The sequence below is a fragment of the Gimesia alba genome (assembly GCF_007744675.1).
Classification (GTDB): Bacteria; Planctomycetota; Planctomycetia; order Planctomycetales; family Planctomycetaceae; genus Gimesia; species Gimesia alba.
Window position 1 is genome coordinate 1823799 of sequence record NZ_CP036269.1, and the last position, 17813, is coordinate 1841611.

Consider the following 17813-nt stretch of genomic DNA (forward strand, 5'->3'; position numbering starts at 1 on the left):
CGGATTCTGCACCGCTTTTTTGAAGGGTAATTACTTTTTCCGCCGTGTTCTACGACGTTTATTGACTCGTTCATCAGAAACTGAATTAGCTGATTCTTCGGACTTAGATTGTGTGGCATCTGTGGTTGTCAGCTTTTCATTACCATTCTCGTCGATATAACGAGACAGATGAGTTCTTGCTTTTTTGATAACTTCTGTAAAAGTATATTTGAAAATTTCGAATGGCTGCGCTTTCCACCGTCCCTCCCAAAGCCTTCCTGGATTATGACCATGCGAGATGTTGAACTTCTCTTTTCTTGAACAGTACAGCATCCGACCGTAGCACGACATGCAAGGACGTTTCTTCCCAGCTACGGTGTAATGGGTTTGCGTATCACCGACGTGCTTAACGAGGTCCATCAATTTTTCTTCAGCGTGTCGTCCCTTGTCATCTGTTTTTCCATAAACCAGGTAAATTCGACCACCTTTCTCCCCTCTAATCTGATTCAAAACGGTTTGATCGCCGGTAGTTTCCAGGAGTTCCAGATTGATATGGTGTAATTCGTTAGCAGATGAAACAATGTCATGGATCTCAGCTGCATCAAGCTTACGTTCTCGGCGATCTTCTCCTTTTGCGAGCCCTGCATATTTAGCAGCATCACTACGGGATTTCTTTCCAATGAATGAATTCTTAGTGGCATAAGAGGTTGTCAGGATCTCGTCGAATCCTTTTTGTTTGACTACCAGTTTATGGACGATATCAAGTGTGCTGTTTTTGTTTGCGGAGATAAAGATATTCTGTTTGTCATCAACCATCATTTCTATTTCGGTTGGGGTGCTGCTATCATTTTTTCTTTCTTCAGGAGTAAGTGCTTTTCGATGCTCTCTTGCTTCGTCTCTCACTGCAGCAAAAAGTTGTGAAGAGATATGTTTTTGAATCTGTAGAATTTCGTCGTCATTATATGATCTTGGATCTCGAATACCCTCTGGATCTTCATCAAAGCTTGAAATGCCTGCTTGCTTGACCGGCTGTTGGTTAAATTCTCCTCGTGCTTTGAGCTCAGCAAATTCGTCCAGGATATCTAACCTTTCGGTTTCTTCGGTATTATAGTCGACTGATACGATATTCGAGGGTCTTTTCGATGACGAATTAGAACGACGCCTTTTGGTAACTCGTTTCGTAACTTCACCGGATGTAATGTCAGTTACCGAGTATACTGCTGGATGAGATGAGGCCGAGCTTGCTGGTTTCTTGCCTCTTCCAGCTGTTAACAGTGCTTCAGACCAGCTTAGCAGAATGGCTAAGACCAAAGTGGGGATCAGCAGTTTTTGTTTATTGAACCACGGGTACACCCAGGCAATCAAATTCTCAGGGGGCTTTGACACTACAGGCCTCGCTTAGTAGAACAATGATGATCTTTGAACAACGAAATGAATTCTAAGCAATAACGAATTCTCTAAATCTGTTGGCTTACCGATTAAAATTTCGCCTTTAGTCGGTGTGTTCGTATTCCAGTTTACGAGTACTTGATTCAATTCAGCGATTTCACCCTCTTTAACGATTTCGCCACTGGTTGTTGAGTTAATCTTGAAAGTACCGACTTTATCTTTGCCTAAAAAATCGGTCAAATTGATTACGATCTTTCCAAATTGTGGTGGTGACGTTTCATGTTGAGGAACCGTAAATATCATCCGTGAAGCATCTCGAAGATTCTCTTTATAGGCAGGAATCAGAACTTCTTTGTTCCCCAGAGCATATGAGACCTGTGGTGTTTCTTTTAGATCACCCAGCAAGATTGACATTGAAGGAGGGCCATTGGCACCTTCCTTAGAATAGTAGGGGTTACTAAATACAGGGAAATGAAGTTCAAATGGTTTATTAGCAAGATTCTCGACTTTGACAATTCTAGCTTCGTATTGATTTGGAAACTTGGCACGATCGGCAATTTTTTCACGAAGCTTTGTCCAAACCACTTTCTTTTCAAAAAAAATGGGACTGAACAGTTCTTCGATGGGTTGTAAATCGAGCAGAACTGGGACTTCATCATGATCGGGTAATGACCAGCCACCTCCTTTAGCAATTTCTCCACCGATTGTTTTCACAAATTCGCGTTTTTTCTGACGGATACTGCCGGTACCATTTCCCCATGTATACCCACCTCCAATAGTTCTTCCCGCCGTAACATCTTCAATAGTGACGGATGCCGTCTGGCTGATATCAAAACCTTGGTTAATAATCTCTTCTTTTTCTTTCTTTGTATAATCCATTTCCTGATATGCCATGCCACCGTAGGAAACCGCATATGGATAATGCGTTCCATACAAATTGATAAAGCGGTCAAACTCCGAATTTGGGATGTCATATCCAGCAATCATAAGATTGGCTAAGCGGTTTACGTCAGATCGAAACTGAGGATCAAGTTGAACGCGAGAGCGGTCTAACACGATGGCGTATTTTGTTTCAGTTGCGATACTGACTGAATACCCCACTTCAGAAGAAAACACGGTTTGGAGTTCGTGGTGATAGCTACCTTTCATACTGGATGAAGCCATTTCAGGAACTCCAATGTCCAATCCCAGGTTAATGTTCCATGCTTCCTGATGTGTTCTTCGTGTAGTGATTTCAGATGAACGACCTTTTTCAATTCCTTCGCGGTCATTGCGGAAATAATAACCGTGTGGAATCATTTTGCCCGCGCTGGTTGTCTGATACTCAGTACTCTCATCAGTTGGCCATTGAAAGAGTCGACGTGTGGTTCCTGTTGAAATTTGATAATTTCGCGGATCCATCTTTCCAATGTGATAACCCATAGCGTTGAATTCGCCCAATACGGGGCGTTGATCGGAACTGAAGGTATCTCCCCAAGGCAATTTATTTTCAGGTGTTCCACTATCGTCGTACTGCTTGACCGGTTCATAAGAAGCAAGAAAGACCCACGGTGATTGATCGGTAGACCTCTTGGAAAAAGTCAGGCCTCCATTATCAAGCATTGCCACGGCATACTCATTGTTTGTTCCCTGTGGATGCATGCCTGTGTAGAGCATTCCATTCTTGCTGGTTTTCGTGAGTAACATGGAGCGGACTTTGACGCGTTTATCCGGTTCGTCAAAACTGACAATGAGTGAACCGTCAATTGTTTCACGAATCTGACAGACAGGATAGGTTGTATAATTGGAGTGGACATGTAGACGTCCATCTCGCGGGTCAATTAGATTTTTTGCTCTTTGATCTCCCTGGTTCGCAAGTAGTAAAACACCTTCATCATCGCGCACCGGTTCCTTCATGGCTCGAAGAACAAATCGACCGTGGTCGATCGATTGTGGGTACAAGTCGATGTTTTCATTCCATTTGGGGATCGAAGAGTCAGGCTCAGGAGGATCGATATAAGCCAGGGCAATGGACCTGATTTGTCCGGTCTTAAATCCAACAAAGCCAACAAATTTACTGTTTTCAGGGATACGGGCAACGAAAGGTTGAACATCAAAGCTTGGATGTGTTCCGTCTGTTGGGGCATGATAGGTCTTTGACAATTCCTGATTGGATAGTACCCGCATGCTGGATATTTCATTGCGATATGTTCCTGCAAGACCAACAACGCGTTTTCTCGGAAGGTAAGTTGTTTGTTCAAAATATTTTTTATTTTCTTTCTTGTCTTGAGGTTCGGGGATCATCCCTTCAGGTTGAATGCGTTTACGTTCCACGATTGGGTTATTTACAATCAACTGTTTAAGAGTTCGACCCACAGGTTGCTGAGGCAACTGTGCAGGGATTCTTTCTGGTTGAACGGAGTCACCTTCAGTTTCAGATAAATTTAGATGGTGTTCTTTTCCAAGGATTTTAAGTGTGTATTTGGCTTTTTGTGCAGGCTGTTGTTCGCGATGCGTTAGATACTGTTTCCATAGATCTTCATTCTTGATGGACTTATCAAGATTGTCCTGAGCTCTGTTCAAATCATGCAATATGGCTCTACGCAATGCACTGAGGTAGGTCGTCTGGTTATCAAAGGCCTGTAATTTCGTGTACTCAGATAAAGTCATGAGGACACGTTCTGGCCCCCTGAATTCAATCTGGATTTCTGAAAATGCAGGATAACTACCCTGACTCGTTTTTGCGTTTATTGGCACGGGGCGTATCTTGGTAATCTCATATTGATGGGGAATAATCCAACTAAATGGATCTCCTTCAGGGATGCCGTGCATTTGGCTTAGTTTAAGCGTCGGTCGTAGATTCAGGATATTGAACTGTTGGTTCATGAAATCAGAACAAGAGACTAAGCTGCTAAAAGCAGAATGATTACTGGCAGGCAGGCTATACGTTGAATCCAAACTACTGAATTCAGACTTTGTCAATGCTCGGTCCCAAATTCTTAAGGCAATCATGTCGCCAATGAAATTACCTGTTTCGCCATCCCAGGAACCAAGACGATAAGGCATATTGAGTTGCGGACCATATCCCAACAACAGATAACCTTGATACACGCTATCGAGAAAGACTTCGGTTAATTCATTGTGGGATACAAACACCAGATGATGTTGTCGGCCATCATTCAATTTAGCCACAGGTAGAGAGGCCTCCTGAGCATCGTTAGCAATACCTATGGTCTTGAAATCTTTTCCCACAAACAGCGCGAAGCGAGTCTCTTCGGTACTGGCATTCGTCAGTAAGTAGAAGCGATCATAGATGTCAGTCTCACCACCTGTTTTTGTCTGGGATGATGCAGGATGGCTCTCTTTATCTAACTCATTCTGGTTACTGTTTGGTGTAGGCGAGGAACGGAATTTTAAAATGAATTCAATCGTTCCTACCGTATCGAGTGGGACGGACTCAAAGACAAAAGAATCTTTTCCGGCGAAGTGAAGTGGTGTCAATTCGTCTTCTGCTTGAATCGGTAGATGAATACTCATGAAACATAAATAGAATAAGAGACGCAAAAGCCACTGTGACCTTTGAACAATCATAGGACTTTCTTTCTTTTAACTATGAAAGTTGAATTCTAGATTCAGTAGAGAGAGATCTGTTATCACGTAAACGTTTTTTCATAAGAATCAAGTGTGAGTTCCGTGTCAAGTACTATTTTCATCATGGCATTTACAATTCTCACATCTGTTTAGTGGACAGTGTACTCTTTAAGAAACTCAGGAATTAGCAATTGCCTTTCCAATTTATCTCGTCTTCAATATTGATGGTTTGCTAAACCAAAACTGATTTTGCAGCCGCTTTAGAACAGCATGTAAGACATACAGCAATTCGGAGATTGTCAAAGATAATGTCATTTTCCGGCAACCATCATTTTGAATGAAATGGCGTTTGTGTATCTGCTCTTACTGCATACTAATAGGCAGTCCTTATTCCCGATGATATGAGCTTGGGGCGTAGTGTGCTCATGGGGTACTGATTTCCAACTGCACCGGATTATGCACCCCCTTGATTTTAGGAATCATGTAACTTACGATCACAATTGTGGTTGGGCAAAACCTCTCGAATACGGTCGGCCCTATTTTTATTGCTCTGTTTCAGTAGGTCACTTTTATGCCCTTTGTAGGGAACTGAGATTTGATGCTTCGGTGCATTTGTGGTTGTCAGGTCTCTGGTAATCCGGGATAATTGGCCTGGTATAAAAAAGACTACAGGCGGGGACTGATGGAAACGGAAGCCGACATCGCGTGAAGGTTGTGTCAATCTGGGTTGTGATTCAAGTCTGGAATGATTTCTGGCTGAATCCAACTGAGAACTGCCGGCTGGGGAGGGTAAACGCCAGTTTCCTTCACGAGGATGATTGAAATGGGTAAACAAGGGATTGTTGTTCTAGGAGCTGGACTTCAGGGGACTTGTGTGGCCTTGTCGCTTGCACATCGGGGGCATGCGGTCACGCTGATTGAGTCTCATCCAGCACCATTGCGTGCAGCCAGTTTACGCAACGAAGGCAAGATTCATCTGGGGTTTGTGTACGTACTTGACCACAGTGGTTCCACTCAACGCAAGATGCTGGAAGGAGCCCTCTGCTTTTCACCCTTGCTTGACCGATGGTGCGGCGCGCTGCCATGGGATGAATGGCGGTCGGACGGATTTTTTTACGCCGTCATGCCAGATAGCCTGGCTACTGTTGACGAGCTGGAAGCTTCCTATGCAGCCCTACGTCTGATGCATTCAGAGTTTTCAGAACATGAACTCTGCAACCCCAGCTATCTGGGACAGCAATTGACCTGGTTGTGGAGGCGAAGCGGCAATCAGAGTCCTTTTGAAAAGAGACTTGGCTTGAAGGGGTTCATTGAAACTCAGGAAGCGGCGATCGACCCGCGTCATCTGTCGTCAAGACTTGAGCAACATGTTCGTTCCCATCCCTTGATCAATTTACGTTGCGGAGTCAGAGTTGACGGAGCGGAGCGACGTCAAGGGGGCTTCCGTTTGTATCTGGACGAGTCAGGCGTGGGAAGCATTTTCGACGCTGACCTGATTGCAAACTGCACCTGGAGTGACAGAGCGCGCATTGACGAAACAGTGGGTATTCCTTCTGATCCATCGACTATTTGCTATCGAGTCAAACATCAGATTATGGTTCGACAGGGATCGGGAAACCGTCCCCTGGTTCCCATAACGATGGTTCAGGGCCCGTATGGTGATATTGTACCTCGACGCGACGGCCAGGTTTATATCAGCTGGTATCCGGAATGCCGGACGTACTTCGGTAAACTACCTCCCAGTAGTTCGCTCGAAGATCCTCAGCATGCGCACGCGGTTGCCGAACGCTCGCTGACTGCATTGCAGACATTATTGCCCGATCTGTGTGAAGCATCGATTGTTTCATCAGCGGCGGGCGTGATCGTGGCCCGGGGAACCACTGACATCGAGGACCCACAGAGTACGCTGCATCGGCGAGAAAATTTTGGTGTGAAGTCGTACGATGGCTGGTGGACGGTCGATACCGGCAAGCTCACCAATGCACCACAACTGGGAGAAATTACCGGTGCAGAAATGAGCGGAGAAGCCAGATGAATCTGGATCCCAACGCCCGACTCACTGTTCTCATGCCCGTTCACCGTGGTCGCAGATGGGTCGACAGTATTTCAAAGACGATCAACGGTTGTCCGGCTGGGTGCCGCATTATCGTCAGCGATATTACTCAGCTTGACGATGCACTGGATGTTCTGGAACAACGACATCAAGGCGATCAGCGCGTCTGTTTCCGACGCAGGGCAGGAGTGGCCGACTGGCGGCTGCATGCGAACGAATTGTTGAGCCTGGCTGACACCGAATTTTTTTCTATCATGCCGCAGGATGATGAGATTGGTCCCGGGTACTACGAAGAACTTATTGCGGCACTCGACGCGACACCTTCAGCCGGACTGGCTTTTGGCGTTATTGAAAAACTGGATCTGAAGAGAAATCAGCAGACAAGAACACCCACAGTTCCCATTCCGCTGGGCATGAAACCTCCCTGGTGGGAGGCCATTCATCTCGATCGGCACTGGAACTTAGGGATTCCCTACCGCGGGGTTGTGCGACAGCAATTCAACTCTCCTCTCCCTCTTTTCTCGCACGACTTTGCGGATCAGATCTGGGTGTTCGGAATCGCGCTGCAGACGTATCTTGTTGAAGTCCCGACCGCGGTCTACCTTAAGCAATATCATGAGAATAACACGCATTCTACCTGGGAACCGTTGGTCGGAGAGCAGCGACGCGATATATTGCTCAACGAAATCGAAACACGTCTGGCAGACCAGCCGGATGACAGGCGAGAGGCACGACGTAAATTGATCAAAATCTACAAAGAGCCGTCGTAAACTTTCATCGCCCGAACAATTTGAGCGAACCGACGCGCGGCAAATGCGATGCTGAATGCGGGGCACAAAATTCAACGAGCTGCAGAGCACAGTGTTCGGCGGTCTCGCGGCGTACCATGTGGCTTATTCTGAGTCGCATTGCTTGCGGGGCATGTTACCAGTAACGGTTCCATGACTCGCATACCATTGTTTCCATAATTCTCCAGGCGATGCCTGATGTGTCCGTTCACGATGTGGTGAGAAGAAACGAGAATCGTACCATCAGAAGCAACGACATGCTCTTTGAATATCATGCCGTCAACCAGTTCCTTAATCGTAACTTGTTGGGTCGTTTCACTAATCGACGCGATGATTGCTTGTTCCAGTTCATCGACAATCAAAGGGGCAAAGACTTCCGGCTCTCTGCGCAAGTGCACGAAGGGCAAATGGTTTGATGAATGGGCGTGTTCGAGTTTTTTGTATTCCTGCACTGTTCTGATCAGGTTTGCGGCAAGGGAAAGCGGCTCGTTTTGAATACTGTCTATCTGGAGCGACAAAAGGTCACTCTCGTTATCGAATCGCTCGATAATTGTGGAAACGGTTTCCAATTCGGGGATCTGATTAATGATTTCTACGATAGCTTCCTGTTCCCGATTATCATTTGCAGAAATAATATCACGAGCTTCAAGCAGTGTTGCCGCAGATTCATAGTGTGCGCTGTGCTGGGGACTCAGGCCTGGTGCTAACTGACTTACTAACTGAATGACATGTGCTGAGCGGGGACTGGCAGAGCTGACCAGTTTATTCAGCAAAAAGATGTATTCGCGATCTGATGTGGTGGTTTGTTTGCGCTGTGAGGCAATCAGAATGACCAGCGACAGTAAACCTGCGATTTCTTTGAACAATGCCAGGTGCGCTTTGGAATAGGCATTCGTTTCGGTGCTCGAAAAGAACAGGAACCCAATCCCGTGCCCTTCGACCGTCAGTGGAAATGTGAATGAAGACCGAATTCCTTCATTCACAATCAAGCGTGTTGAGACGGAGTGAGGGTGCTTTTGAAGGTACTCTTCCAGGTTATTCAGAATTCTGGGGCGTTTTTGTTCCAACACAAATTGAAGTGAAGAGCCTTTGAGTGGGGCACTGAAATTTTTGCCGAGAATCACTTTCTTCTCGGAGCGGCACCAGCGTGCAACGACTCGTTCTCCTGATTCGTCGATCAAAGCACATCCGATGCGATTGAATGGCAAAATCGAATTGAAATTTTCGTAAACCGAATTCAATACGGTATCCAGTGTTGCCCCTTGCGTAACTTGCTGCATCAAACCGGAAAATAAGTTTGCGTGCATATCGTTCGCAAGTTCAGCGGTATTACTTTTCTGTTCGAGTTCAGTCATGATTTCGTCTATCTACTTTCAACCTCGAATCAGAATGCAAAATCTTTCGCCATTTCGAAATGTTTTGCATCGCTCGAAGAGTTTTTCGAAGCTGCTGTGATGCTTCGGTTTTGATTTATCCTGGCATCTGCCTTTCCTCAGGCATTTTGAGAACGTTTTTTGTATGGAATAACAAAGTATAGTTCGCCGACTTGTCACAGCGTTGAGGTAAATCCCTGAAAGCTTAGGGGGTTTTACTAGCATTACCGGGTGGATAAAGGTGAGAATCTCTTTAACACGCACAATCGATATTATTGTTGGACGATGTTTATTGATTGGTTTTTGACTTCAACGGATTAAACTGTGTTGATCAGGTTTCTGTATTTCTGGGGTGGTTCGTATGACTGAAAATAAAGGGACCAAAATTCGTCGGAAACTGTTCTATACCATCTTCAGTTTGCTGCTGCTTTACGCATTCAGTATTGGTCCTGTGATTGCTCTTACAGAATCTACTGAATATGGAGGTAATCCCTATGTAGAGACCATTCCCTTTTTGAAATCCTTCTATGCGCCCCTGAGATACATTGTGCGAGGTTCTTTTTTGGGGTCGATCATGACCGACTACATAGAATTTTGCGTCGATCATTTTTAGGCGTCATTTCGCTGAGACAAAGCGACGGAATTAGTTTGCATGCCAGACAAAAAAGAATCCAAGTTCATCCGTTTTTTGTGTCTGGCTGTCCCAATCTTGCTGGCGATTTATGTCATGAGCATTGGGCCTGTGTATGTGTCATACGAGGATGCGACGGGCCAGGAAGCCGTCGCTTTTTATCACTTTTACCAAAACTTCTACGCGCCCCTGCTGTGGTGTGCGGAGAGAAGTGACTTTGATGATCTTTACATGCAGCAGCACACACGCACATTATTCAAAGGGCGTTAGTGCTATCTCATCTAGTAGGGTTGTGAAATATTGATCTGTCTCATCTTCCCAGTTCATGTTTTTGCGAATTCCAGGTAGAAGCAAATTCTTCATGAGCCCGTCAGCTTCGTGATTGTAACCTAAAAGATGGTAGATCTCATGATTGATTACAGTCCACAGATCTATATAACCAAATGCATCACTGTCAGGTAATGCGATTAATGTCAACTCGCTTTCATTTTTAAATTCACTGTTATCAAAGGGTGTCGTATCAACAAACCAACCATAACCAGCGGCATTCTGATCGAGATAAATTGTACCGGCAACAGCCTGACCTAAAGTATCTGCATTCAGGTTGACGACTTGAACTTTAGTTTTATCGAGTTTTGATTTTTCGCCAGACGTTAGATGAGGAGTCACGTTGGCAATCGCATTTTCAAGAATGGTCTCTGCTGCAGATTGAGTCAAACGTTTTGTGCTCACCTGCAACTGTTTTTGAGACTTTGTAATAAGTTGATTATTCCAAGATTCAGGAAAATTATCAGGATAATTTATTTCTGGGGCATCAACTTTTTGTTTACCATAATTGCTGATCAATAAAATCAGGTCTCGGATATTGACCTGATTATTTTGATCAAGATCCGCAACCCATGCATAGTCTGAATCTGATTCATCCGGTATTGTTCCGTAGACCGTGATAAAAAGTATGAGGTCACGTATATTAATTGAGTCGTCATCATTCAGATCATAAGGGTTTGCCCAAATGCTGGTTCCCGGAAATGAATTGACAGTCGTGCTGACCGGATTCCCTGTGACGTCACTCACCTGAGGTGAGCTAACTGAAAAGCCCAGGTCATAAGGCCCAATCAGCTGATTTTGGATGTCGAGATTAACGCCATCATCGGCGAGAGATTCAAACTTGATGCGCGTAAAGAGAAGATAATCAGAAATGCCTAAATCCGTCTGATTCGTTACAGCAGAGAGGTTCTCTATTACTCCTGCGGGATCATTGATGGTGCCTGTTTGGTTGTGAGAAAAGCTGGAGCCATATTCAATCGTTGTCGGTGAGATATATTCCGTCTGATAGCTCAGTTCGAGACTTGTTGAAAAAATTCCCGGGCTTTGGATGTTTGTCGTACTCACCCAGATCTCTAACCAGAAAGAGGACCATTCATCAGCCCTGTTCCGATGAGTGGGCAGGGTCGAAGCGTGACCATCTGCTCTGACAGCTGTAGGGGAGCTCACAACTCGTAAATCGATGTCGACAGGGATGCTGACGAGAACGTCAAACGTTCGCTGGCTCCAAAAATTGTCTTCTGTTGTAGCAAGTTCACGATCAAGGCCCCCATCTTCGATGGTCACCGTGATCGTGGCGGTGCCTGTCTGGTTTGCCGAGGGAATGAATGTCAGGCTGCCTGTGGAATCCAGAGATGTATAGGATACAACCGGATCAGGAATCAGGTCTGTGTTGCCGCTTGTTGCTGTCACACGTAACTGATTGCCACTTCGGCTACCAGCAGTGATACCAGTGAGGTTGACAGTTTGCTCAGTTGAATTTTCACTGATGATGACATCGCTGATTTCTTCAAGGATTCTTGGTTGAAAACCATCTGCTTGTGAACCAACCCAGACCCTTCCTTCATCCTTCAGGACGACGATAAATGTATTGTTAATCTCATCCAATATAATCTCAGGGGGTTTTAAAGAGGACTCCGTTCCAATCACACTATTGGTCGACGAGATTTCTCCAATTATTCCCGTCGTACCGTCTCCAAACGTCACTACTCCTGTATATGTTTTCGTGTTGGTGTCAAAGGAGATACTGGTCACCAGATAGTTACTGTTCGAGAGCGCGCTCACTCCATAGCCGCCCACAGCGTCGTAATCGGTTGAGCCGACGAGACTATTGGCTGTTGATATAACTCCAGTCACACCGGTAGTCCCGTCCCCAAACGTCACGGCACCTGCCTGTGTTGCCATCACATTGCTTAAGTTGTTACCCACTATGTAGTTGCCATTGGAGAGCGCAGTTATATATCCCCCCAGTTGGTCTTCTGTGAATGAGCCGACGAGGCTGTTGGCTGCCGAAACAATCCCGGTACTTCCAGTATTCCCGTCTCCGAACGTGACTGCCCCAGCATTAGATATTAAACCATTATTCCACCTACGGCTACTTACCACATAATTCCCGTTGCTGAGCGCCGTCACACCACCGCTTCCCACAAAGTCATTTTCTGTTGTCCCGATAAGACTGTTCTCTACAGACACAACACCAGTCACACCGGAAGTTCCGTTTCCAAATGTGACTGCGCCAACGTTTGTAGATGTACCATTGCTCCAGGAAGGAGTGCTAACCACGTAGTTACCGTTGGAGAGTGCAGTCACACTATACACCCCCCCCACATAGTCATCAGCAGATGACCCGACAAGACTGTTTTCTGCTGATACCACTCCACTCACGCCGGTGTTTCCGTCTCCGAACGTAACTGCCCCGGCGTTAATAGTACCGTCGTTGCTCCAGTACAGACTGCGTACCACATAATTTCCGTTGGAGAGCTCGACGACACCCTCACTCCCCACATTGTCATCGGTGGATGTTCCGACAAGACTGTTTTCTGCAGACACTACCCCAGTGATTCCGGTGGTTCCGTTTCCGAATGTCACCGCGCCTGCATCATTTGCCGTCTCATTGTCCCAGCTTTGGCTAAGTACCAGATAGTTTCCATTGGATAGAGCAAATATCCCCCCGGATCCCACTTCATCAAAACCGCCTAATCCAATGAGACTGTTCTCTGCAGACACATCTCCTGTTACTCCTGTGGTTCCGTTTCCAAATGTGACTGCTCCTACTGCATGAGATGAACCTTGACCTTCATCCCACCAGGGCGTACTTACTACGTAATTCCCATTTGTAAGCGCGGTGACATTATTATATCCCCCCACTCTGAGATTCCTGATTGCTCCAACGAGACTATTTTCTGCTGATACGATACCAGTTACTCCAGTTGTTCCGTCTACAAATGTCACAGCACCGGCGTCAGTGTGCGTGCCGTTGTCCCACCAAGGTGTGGTTACTACAAAGTTTCCATTGGTGAGAACAGTCATCCCCCCCCTGCCCACAAAGTCGTCTCTGTGTGACCCGATGAGACTGTTTTCTGCTGATACAATCCCTGTTGTGCCAATCGTTCCGTTTCCCAATGTCACCGCTCCGACGTTAGCGATGCTGCCGTTGTCCCACCCGGTACTGACTACTACATAGTTACCATTGGGTAACGCCTCGATACCCCAACCGCCTACATAGTCATTTTCTGTTGTCCCGATGAGACTGTTTTCTTCTGTCACGACTCCAGTTATTCCTGTCGTCCCGTTTCCAAATGTCACGGCACCTACATCCTTTACCATGTCATTGTCCCAGGCTGGGTCGCTTACCACATAGTTTCCGTTAGAAAGTGCTGTCACCGTAACATCATGATGAGCAAAAACACTTTCGAAACCTGTAGTACCGACGAGACTGTTGGCTGCGGATACCACACCGCTTACCCCCGTAATTCCGTTTCCAAACGTCACCGCCCCGGCATTACTTATTGTGCCGTTATCCCAATAAGTACTATTTACTACATAATTGCCATTGGAGAGTGCAGTTACTCCTCCACGTCCCACTTGGTCCAAGTTTTTTGTACCGACAAGGCTGTTGGCTGCTGATATAATGCCACTTACACCGGTGTTCCCGTCTCCGAACGTCACCGCTCCCGCGTTAACTATTGAACCATTATCCCAGTACGGACTGCTCACCACGTAATTTCCATTGGAGAGTACTGTCACTCCATCGGAACCAACTTTGTCACCGCTGGTTGACCCGCGAAGTATGCTGATCAACCCTCTGGTTGCACCGTCGAACAGATAGACTGCACCGGCATCGGTGCCACCAGCGTCATCGTAGGGAGAGGTAATGACGACGTTCCCTGTACTTAAGACAACAACGGTATCACCAAAACCATTATCAGCGCTCGGATTGGGATCGATAAACTCGGGGAATGCTGCCGTGAGCAGCGTGCGATCTTCCAGGTATTCGATCTGATGATATACCGGCCTTGGTCTCTGCTTAACAGTTGGGAGCGTATGACATCGCCACAATTGATGGAACTTCACTTGAATTTCCCTTGAAAAGCAGAGAAATTGATCCATCAGATTTTGTTTTAACCGCATTTCTCTCTCGTTGAATTTGTAGGCTTTGAGCTGAAGAAGTAAGTAACCCAGTTTATCAACGACAGGTACTGTTCACAAGTTACTTATGAACTGTCGCGGTAATCCAAATTCGGGAGATTTATTGATAGACAGAAACCAACAATTGTAATCCATCTCGACCAGCATTGCGATTTTTCACCAGACCTCAAAAGCGCAAACAAATATATGCCACTAGTGACGAATGTCACTTTTCGAACTTGATCGCTTTTAGAGGATGATTCAGCAATGGCTTGAGCAAGACCTTCGAGATCTGTCGGCCTTGTTTGGTTTTTTCGCGTTACTTGCTCTCCACCGGCTTCGATTCCAGCACTTCGTTTTTTTCGGGGTCGTAGGTGACGATGTATTTGATTTCGTCACAGTCGACATTGTAGCGGATGGTTTTTGCGTCTGCGGGGCTTTCCATGCGTTCGAGGCCGCACTTTTCGCATTCCAGTTTGGCTTTGATGGTTGCCAGCGCTGCAGAGTCGACTTTCGCGTTTTCCGGGACGGGGAGATCTGTTGTGCTCAAGTCCACGGCGGAGGCTTCGCCGAGTTCAACAGCGGAATCGGCTTCGGCCTGCTTGACTTCTTTTTCCGCTGCTTTTTCAGCCGCTTTATCGGCGCAACCTGTGATCAGGATGGTGAAGAGTAATACGTATCTCATGGGATCAGTCTCCTTACTGTCTGGATTGGTATTGGGAATACGAGAGTCGTAGGACTTTCTAGTGGCAGGTTATACAAATCTCGTGAGTCCTGCGAGTCCGATATTACAATTTTAGGGCTCATCTCGTGATCTGAATGACTGTCAAAACCTGTTTAATCGGAACGCACTTCCATCTGACAGAGCTCTCTTTACATTTCAAAGTGGTGCGTCCCCCGTCTTAAACTAAGGTTTACTAACTGCTTGATAGTGGTTTTGGCTTGTTTCAGTCTAAAACTGTCTCTCTGTTGGTATAAATCTTTGCGAAAAAATTGAGAACGAGAAGCGGATGCTGAACGTCATCGAATTGAACAAAACAGATGAACTGAAAGACTATCGTGCCGACTGGAACCGGTTATTAATGGTGACTCCCGGGGGGAGTTTTTTTCAGTCTCCGGATTGGCTAGAGGTCTACTGGCGCCATTTTTCTGAGAAGCAGTCTCTGCGTGTCTTTGTGGTTCGCGATGCAGATGAAATTACGGGAATACTGCCATTGTGCGTGAGACGGATTTCGACAAAGTTTGGCCCATGTTCCATTCTGACGTTTCCGTTTGATGATTGGGGGAGCGTTTATGGTCCGGTTTCAGCCGATCCACAAGCCACTTTGACAACGGTCCTGGATTTCGTATTACAGTCCCGGCGTGACTGGGACCTGATCGATTTGCGGTGTATAGACCGCGACCATTTTGATAGCGGCGCAACGGAACGAGCCTTTCAGTCGCTGAAGATGCCGTTTGAAATCTTCCCCTGGAATGAGACGATGTATATCAATCTGGATCAGACGTGGGATGAGTATCTCGCGGCCCGCCCGCGCAAGGCCCGTCAGACGTACTTGCGGGCCGAGCGGAAAGTGGCAGAAGAAGGTGAGATTGAATATTTACGCTATCGTCCCCGGGGCGAGGCGCATGGTGATGCAGATCCCCGCTGGGATTTATATGAGCAGTGCCTCCAGGTTGCGGGCAACAGCTGGCAGGCTGCTTCGACAGATGGTACGACGCTGACGCATGAAAAAGTAGCTGGGTTCTTTCGAGATTCCTATGCGAGTGCCATCCGGGCGGGCGCGATGGACCTGAATTTGATCTATCTATCGGGAAAGCCGGCTGCCTTCAGCTTCAACTATTATTTCAACGGTCGCCTGGATGGTCTGAAGATGGGCTTTGACGCGCAAGTGTCGCGAAAGGGATTAGGACGTTTGTTGCTGGGCCGCATGATCCATGACAGTATGGATCGGGGCGACTTGCTGTTGGACATGGGGTGCGGTGCACAGGATGCCAAAAAGTACTGGTACACCTCCGTGGAGAAGGGCTACCGCTACGTGCATTACTCTCAAACCTCGCCGATGGGGCAGATCCTGAAGTTGAGCCATCAGGTCGCCGGCTGGTTCCGAAACCGATTCTCTTCAAGCGAGAAGAGTGATGCGAGTGATGTGCCTCAGCGCGCGTTACAAGAAACACATCATTGATGCACCTGAGCGGGCAATGGAGTGAATAAGTGTCATAACCCGATTGATCGGGACAATGTGGCGGGGCACTGCTGCTTTTCTCAGCTTTTTAGATGGCATGCTGTTCAGGAATTCTATGCTATTAATGACGCGTTATGAAATCGTGCGCTCACTCTGGCAGTTTGAGTTCCGAGCCCCTTTTTGCGAATCGATAGAATTAGAAACGACGAGAGCCCATGTTGGACATTATCGAAATAAACAAAATCAAAGATCTGGAACCATTTCGAGATGACTGGAATCGGTTATTGTCAGTCACTCCCGGGGGAAGTTTTTTTCAGTCTCTGGATTGGTTAGAAGTTTACTGGCAACATTTTTCAGAGAAACAGTACCTGCGTATCTTTGTGGTTCGGGATGCGAATGAGGTTACAGGTATTGTGCCGTTGTGTGTGAGACGCATGAAAACAAAATTAGGGTCGTGCAGCATTCTGACTTACCCGTTTGATGATTGGGGGAGTTTCTATGGTCCCGTTTCTGCCGATCCCGAGACAACTCTGAAAGAGACTTTGGAATTGATCCAGGTGTCTCAGCAAGACTGGGATCTCATCGATTTACGATGTGTGGATGCAGATGGTTTCGATGCTGGTGCTACGGAACGCGCTCTGGAGTTGGCAGACTGTTCCTTCAAAAAATTTGACTGGGATCAAACGGCCTATGTGGATCTCAACCAGGATTGGGACACTTATCTCGCTGGTCGATCGGGAAAAGCGCGTCAGACGTATCTTCGTGCCGAAAAACGGGTCGCAAAAGAAGGCGAAATTGAATTCGCGCGGTATCGGCCTCGGGGAGAACAATTTGGTGAGAGTGATCCACGCTGGGATTTGTATGACATTTGCGAAACGATCGCGCAGAAGAGTTGGCAGGGAAGTTCAACGACTGGAACCACATTATCACATGAGAAGGTCGCACAATATTTCCGCGATACTCATGAAAGCGCAGCTCGATTTGGCGCTGTCGATTTAAATTTGCTCTATTTATCAGGCGAGCCGGCCGCTTTTAATTATAACTATGTCTATCAGGGACGCGTGTTTTCGCTCCGAATGGGATTTGATCCGGGTGTTTCCAATAAAGGGTTGGGTCGATTATTAATGGGGCGAATGATTCGTAACAGTATGGAAACAGGAGATCAACTGTTAGACATCGGTCCCGGGTCTCTCGATGCCAAGAAATACTGGTATACCTCGGTGGAGACCAGTTATCGATACGTGCATTATTCACCTGTTTCTAAAATGGCAAAAGCATTGCAGGTGAGCAGTCGCATCGCAGACTGGTACCGTGATCGCTTTATGCACGATCTGGAAAACGAGCAGCAGGATTCTGAGCACTCCCAGTCATCTGTTTCTCAGCATTAGGTGTGCG

Annotated in this window: 10 protein-coding genes; 5 read left to right on the top strand and 5 right to left on the bottom strand. The window is 46.6% G+C overall.

Annotated elements, in window-relative coordinates; all coding sequences use genetic code 11:
- Positions 1 to 30 precede the first annotated feature (30 nt).
- The gene (locus Pan241w_RS07055; RefSeq protein WP_145212966.1) at positions 31 to 1365 is read right to left on the bottom strand and encodes a hypothetical protein; all 1335 of its coding nucleotides are present in this window, start codon (positions 1363 to 1365) and stop codon (positions 31 to 33) included.
- Between the two features lie 12 nt (positions 1366 to 1377).
- Positions 1378 to 4848, bottom strand: a complete 3471-nt coding sequence (locus Pan241w_RS07060; RefSeq protein WP_198000370.1) for an MAC/perforin domain-containing protein — start codon at positions 4846 to 4848, stop codon at positions 1378 to 1380.
- A gap of 913 nt (positions 4849 to 5761) precedes the next feature.
- Between Pan241w_RS07060 and Pan241w_RS07065 the strand changes: the two genes are divergently transcribed.
- Both Pan241w_RS07065 and Pan241w_RS07070 read left to right on the top strand, forming a co-directional pair.
- Complete coding sequence (locus tag Pan241w_RS07065; protein WP_198000371.1) at positions 5762 to 6973, top strand: NAD(P)/FAD-dependent oxidoreductase; 1212 nt, start codon at positions 5762 to 5764, stop codon at positions 6971 to 6973.
- Entirely contained in the window at positions 6970 to 7761 is a 792-nt protein-coding gene (locus Pan241w_RS07070; RefSeq protein ID WP_145212975.1) for a glycosyltransferase, read from the top strand. Before Pan241w_RS07065 ends, Pan241w_RS07070 begins: the two co-directional genes overlap by 4 nt.
- Before the next feature lie 71 nt (positions 7762 to 7832).
- On the opposite strand, the gene Pan241w_RS07075 is transcribed toward Pan241w_RS07070, so the two are convergent.
- Positions 7833 to 9134: a GAF domain-containing protein gene (locus tag Pan241w_RS07075; RefSeq protein ID WP_145212978.1), complete on the bottom strand. Its 1302-nt coding sequence runs from the start codon at positions 9132 to 9134 to the stop codon at positions 7833 to 7835.
- A 670-nt stretch (positions 9135 to 9804) separates the two neighbouring features.
- Between Pan241w_RS07075 and Pan241w_RS07080 the strand changes: the two genes are divergently transcribed.
- Positions 9805 to 10053 (top strand): hypothetical protein, encoded by a 249-nt coding sequence (locus tag Pan241w_RS07080; protein WP_145212981.1) that lies wholly within the window; start codon positions 9805 to 9807, stop codon positions 10051 to 10053.
- On the opposite strand, the gene Pan241w_RS07085 is transcribed toward Pan241w_RS07080, so the two are convergent.
- Together Pan241w_RS07085 and Pan241w_RS07090 are read right to left on the bottom strand one after the other, a co-directional pair.
- Positions 10036 to 14238 (bottom strand): hypothetical protein, encoded by a 4203-nt coding sequence (locus tag Pan241w_RS07085; protein WP_145212984.1) that lies wholly within the window; start codon positions 14236 to 14238, stop codon positions 10036 to 10038. The two genes, Pan241w_RS07080 and Pan241w_RS07085, sit on opposite strands and share 18 nt — an antisense overlap.
- Positions 14239 to 14554: 316 nt before the next feature.
- A complete protein-coding gene (locus Pan241w_RS07090) occupies positions 14555 to 14920 on the bottom strand; it encodes a hypothetical protein (protein ID WP_145212988.1) in 366 nt (121 codons plus the stop codon).
- A 325-nt stretch (positions 14921 to 15245) separates the two neighbouring features.
- Here Pan241w_RS07090 and Pan241w_RS07095 point away from each other — a divergent pair, with 325 nt between their 5' ends.
- Together Pan241w_RS07095 and Pan241w_RS07100 are read left to right on the top strand one after the other, a co-directional pair.
- On the top strand, positions 15246 to 16418 hold the full coding sequence (locus Pan241w_RS07095) for a GNAT family N-acetyltransferase (RefSeq protein ID WP_145212991.1): 1173 nt from the start codon (positions 15246 to 15248) through the stop codon (positions 16416 to 16418).
- A gap of 215 nt (positions 16419 to 16633) precedes the next feature.
- Complete coding sequence (locus Pan241w_RS07100; RefSeq protein WP_145212994.1) at positions 16634 to 17806, top strand: GNAT family N-acetyltransferase; 1173 nt, start codon at positions 16634 to 16636, stop codon at positions 17804 to 17806.
- Positions 17807 to 17813: the final 7 nt, after the last annotated feature.

Excerpts from the sequence above, each read along its gene's own strand:
- Pan241w_RS07065 (WP_198000371.1), top strand. The coding sequence starts at position 5,762 with ATGGGTAAACAAGGGATTGTTGTTCTAGGAGCTGGACTTCAGGGGACT.
- Pan241w_RS07070 (WP_145212975.1), top strand. The coding sequence starts at position 6,970 with ATGAATCTGGATCCCAACGCCCGACTCACTGTTCTCATGCCCGTTCAC.
- Pan241w_RS07075 (WP_145212978.1), bottom strand. The coding sequence starts at position 9,134 with ATGACTGAACTCGAACAGAAAAGTAATACCGCTGAACTTGCGAACGAT.
- Pan241w_RS07080 (WP_145212981.1), top strand. The coding sequence starts at position 9,805 with ATGCCAGACAAAAAAGAATCCAAGTTCATCCGTTTTTTGTGTCTGGCT.
- Pan241w_RS07085 (WP_145212984.1), bottom strand. The coding sequence starts at position 14,238 with ATGCGGTTAAAACAAAATCTGATGGATCAATTTCTCTGCTTTTCAAGG.
- Pan241w_RS07090 (WP_145212988.1), bottom strand. The coding sequence starts at position 14,920 with ATGAGATACGTATTACTCTTCACCATCCTGATCACAGGTTGCGCCGAT.
- Pan241w_RS07095 (WP_145212991.1), top strand. The coding sequence starts at position 15,246 with ATGCTGAACGTCATCGAATTGAACAAAACAGATGAACTGAAAGACTAT.
- Pan241w_RS07100 (WP_145212994.1), top strand. The coding sequence starts at position 16,634 with ATGTTGGACATTATCGAAATAAACAAAATCAAAGATCTGGAACCATTT.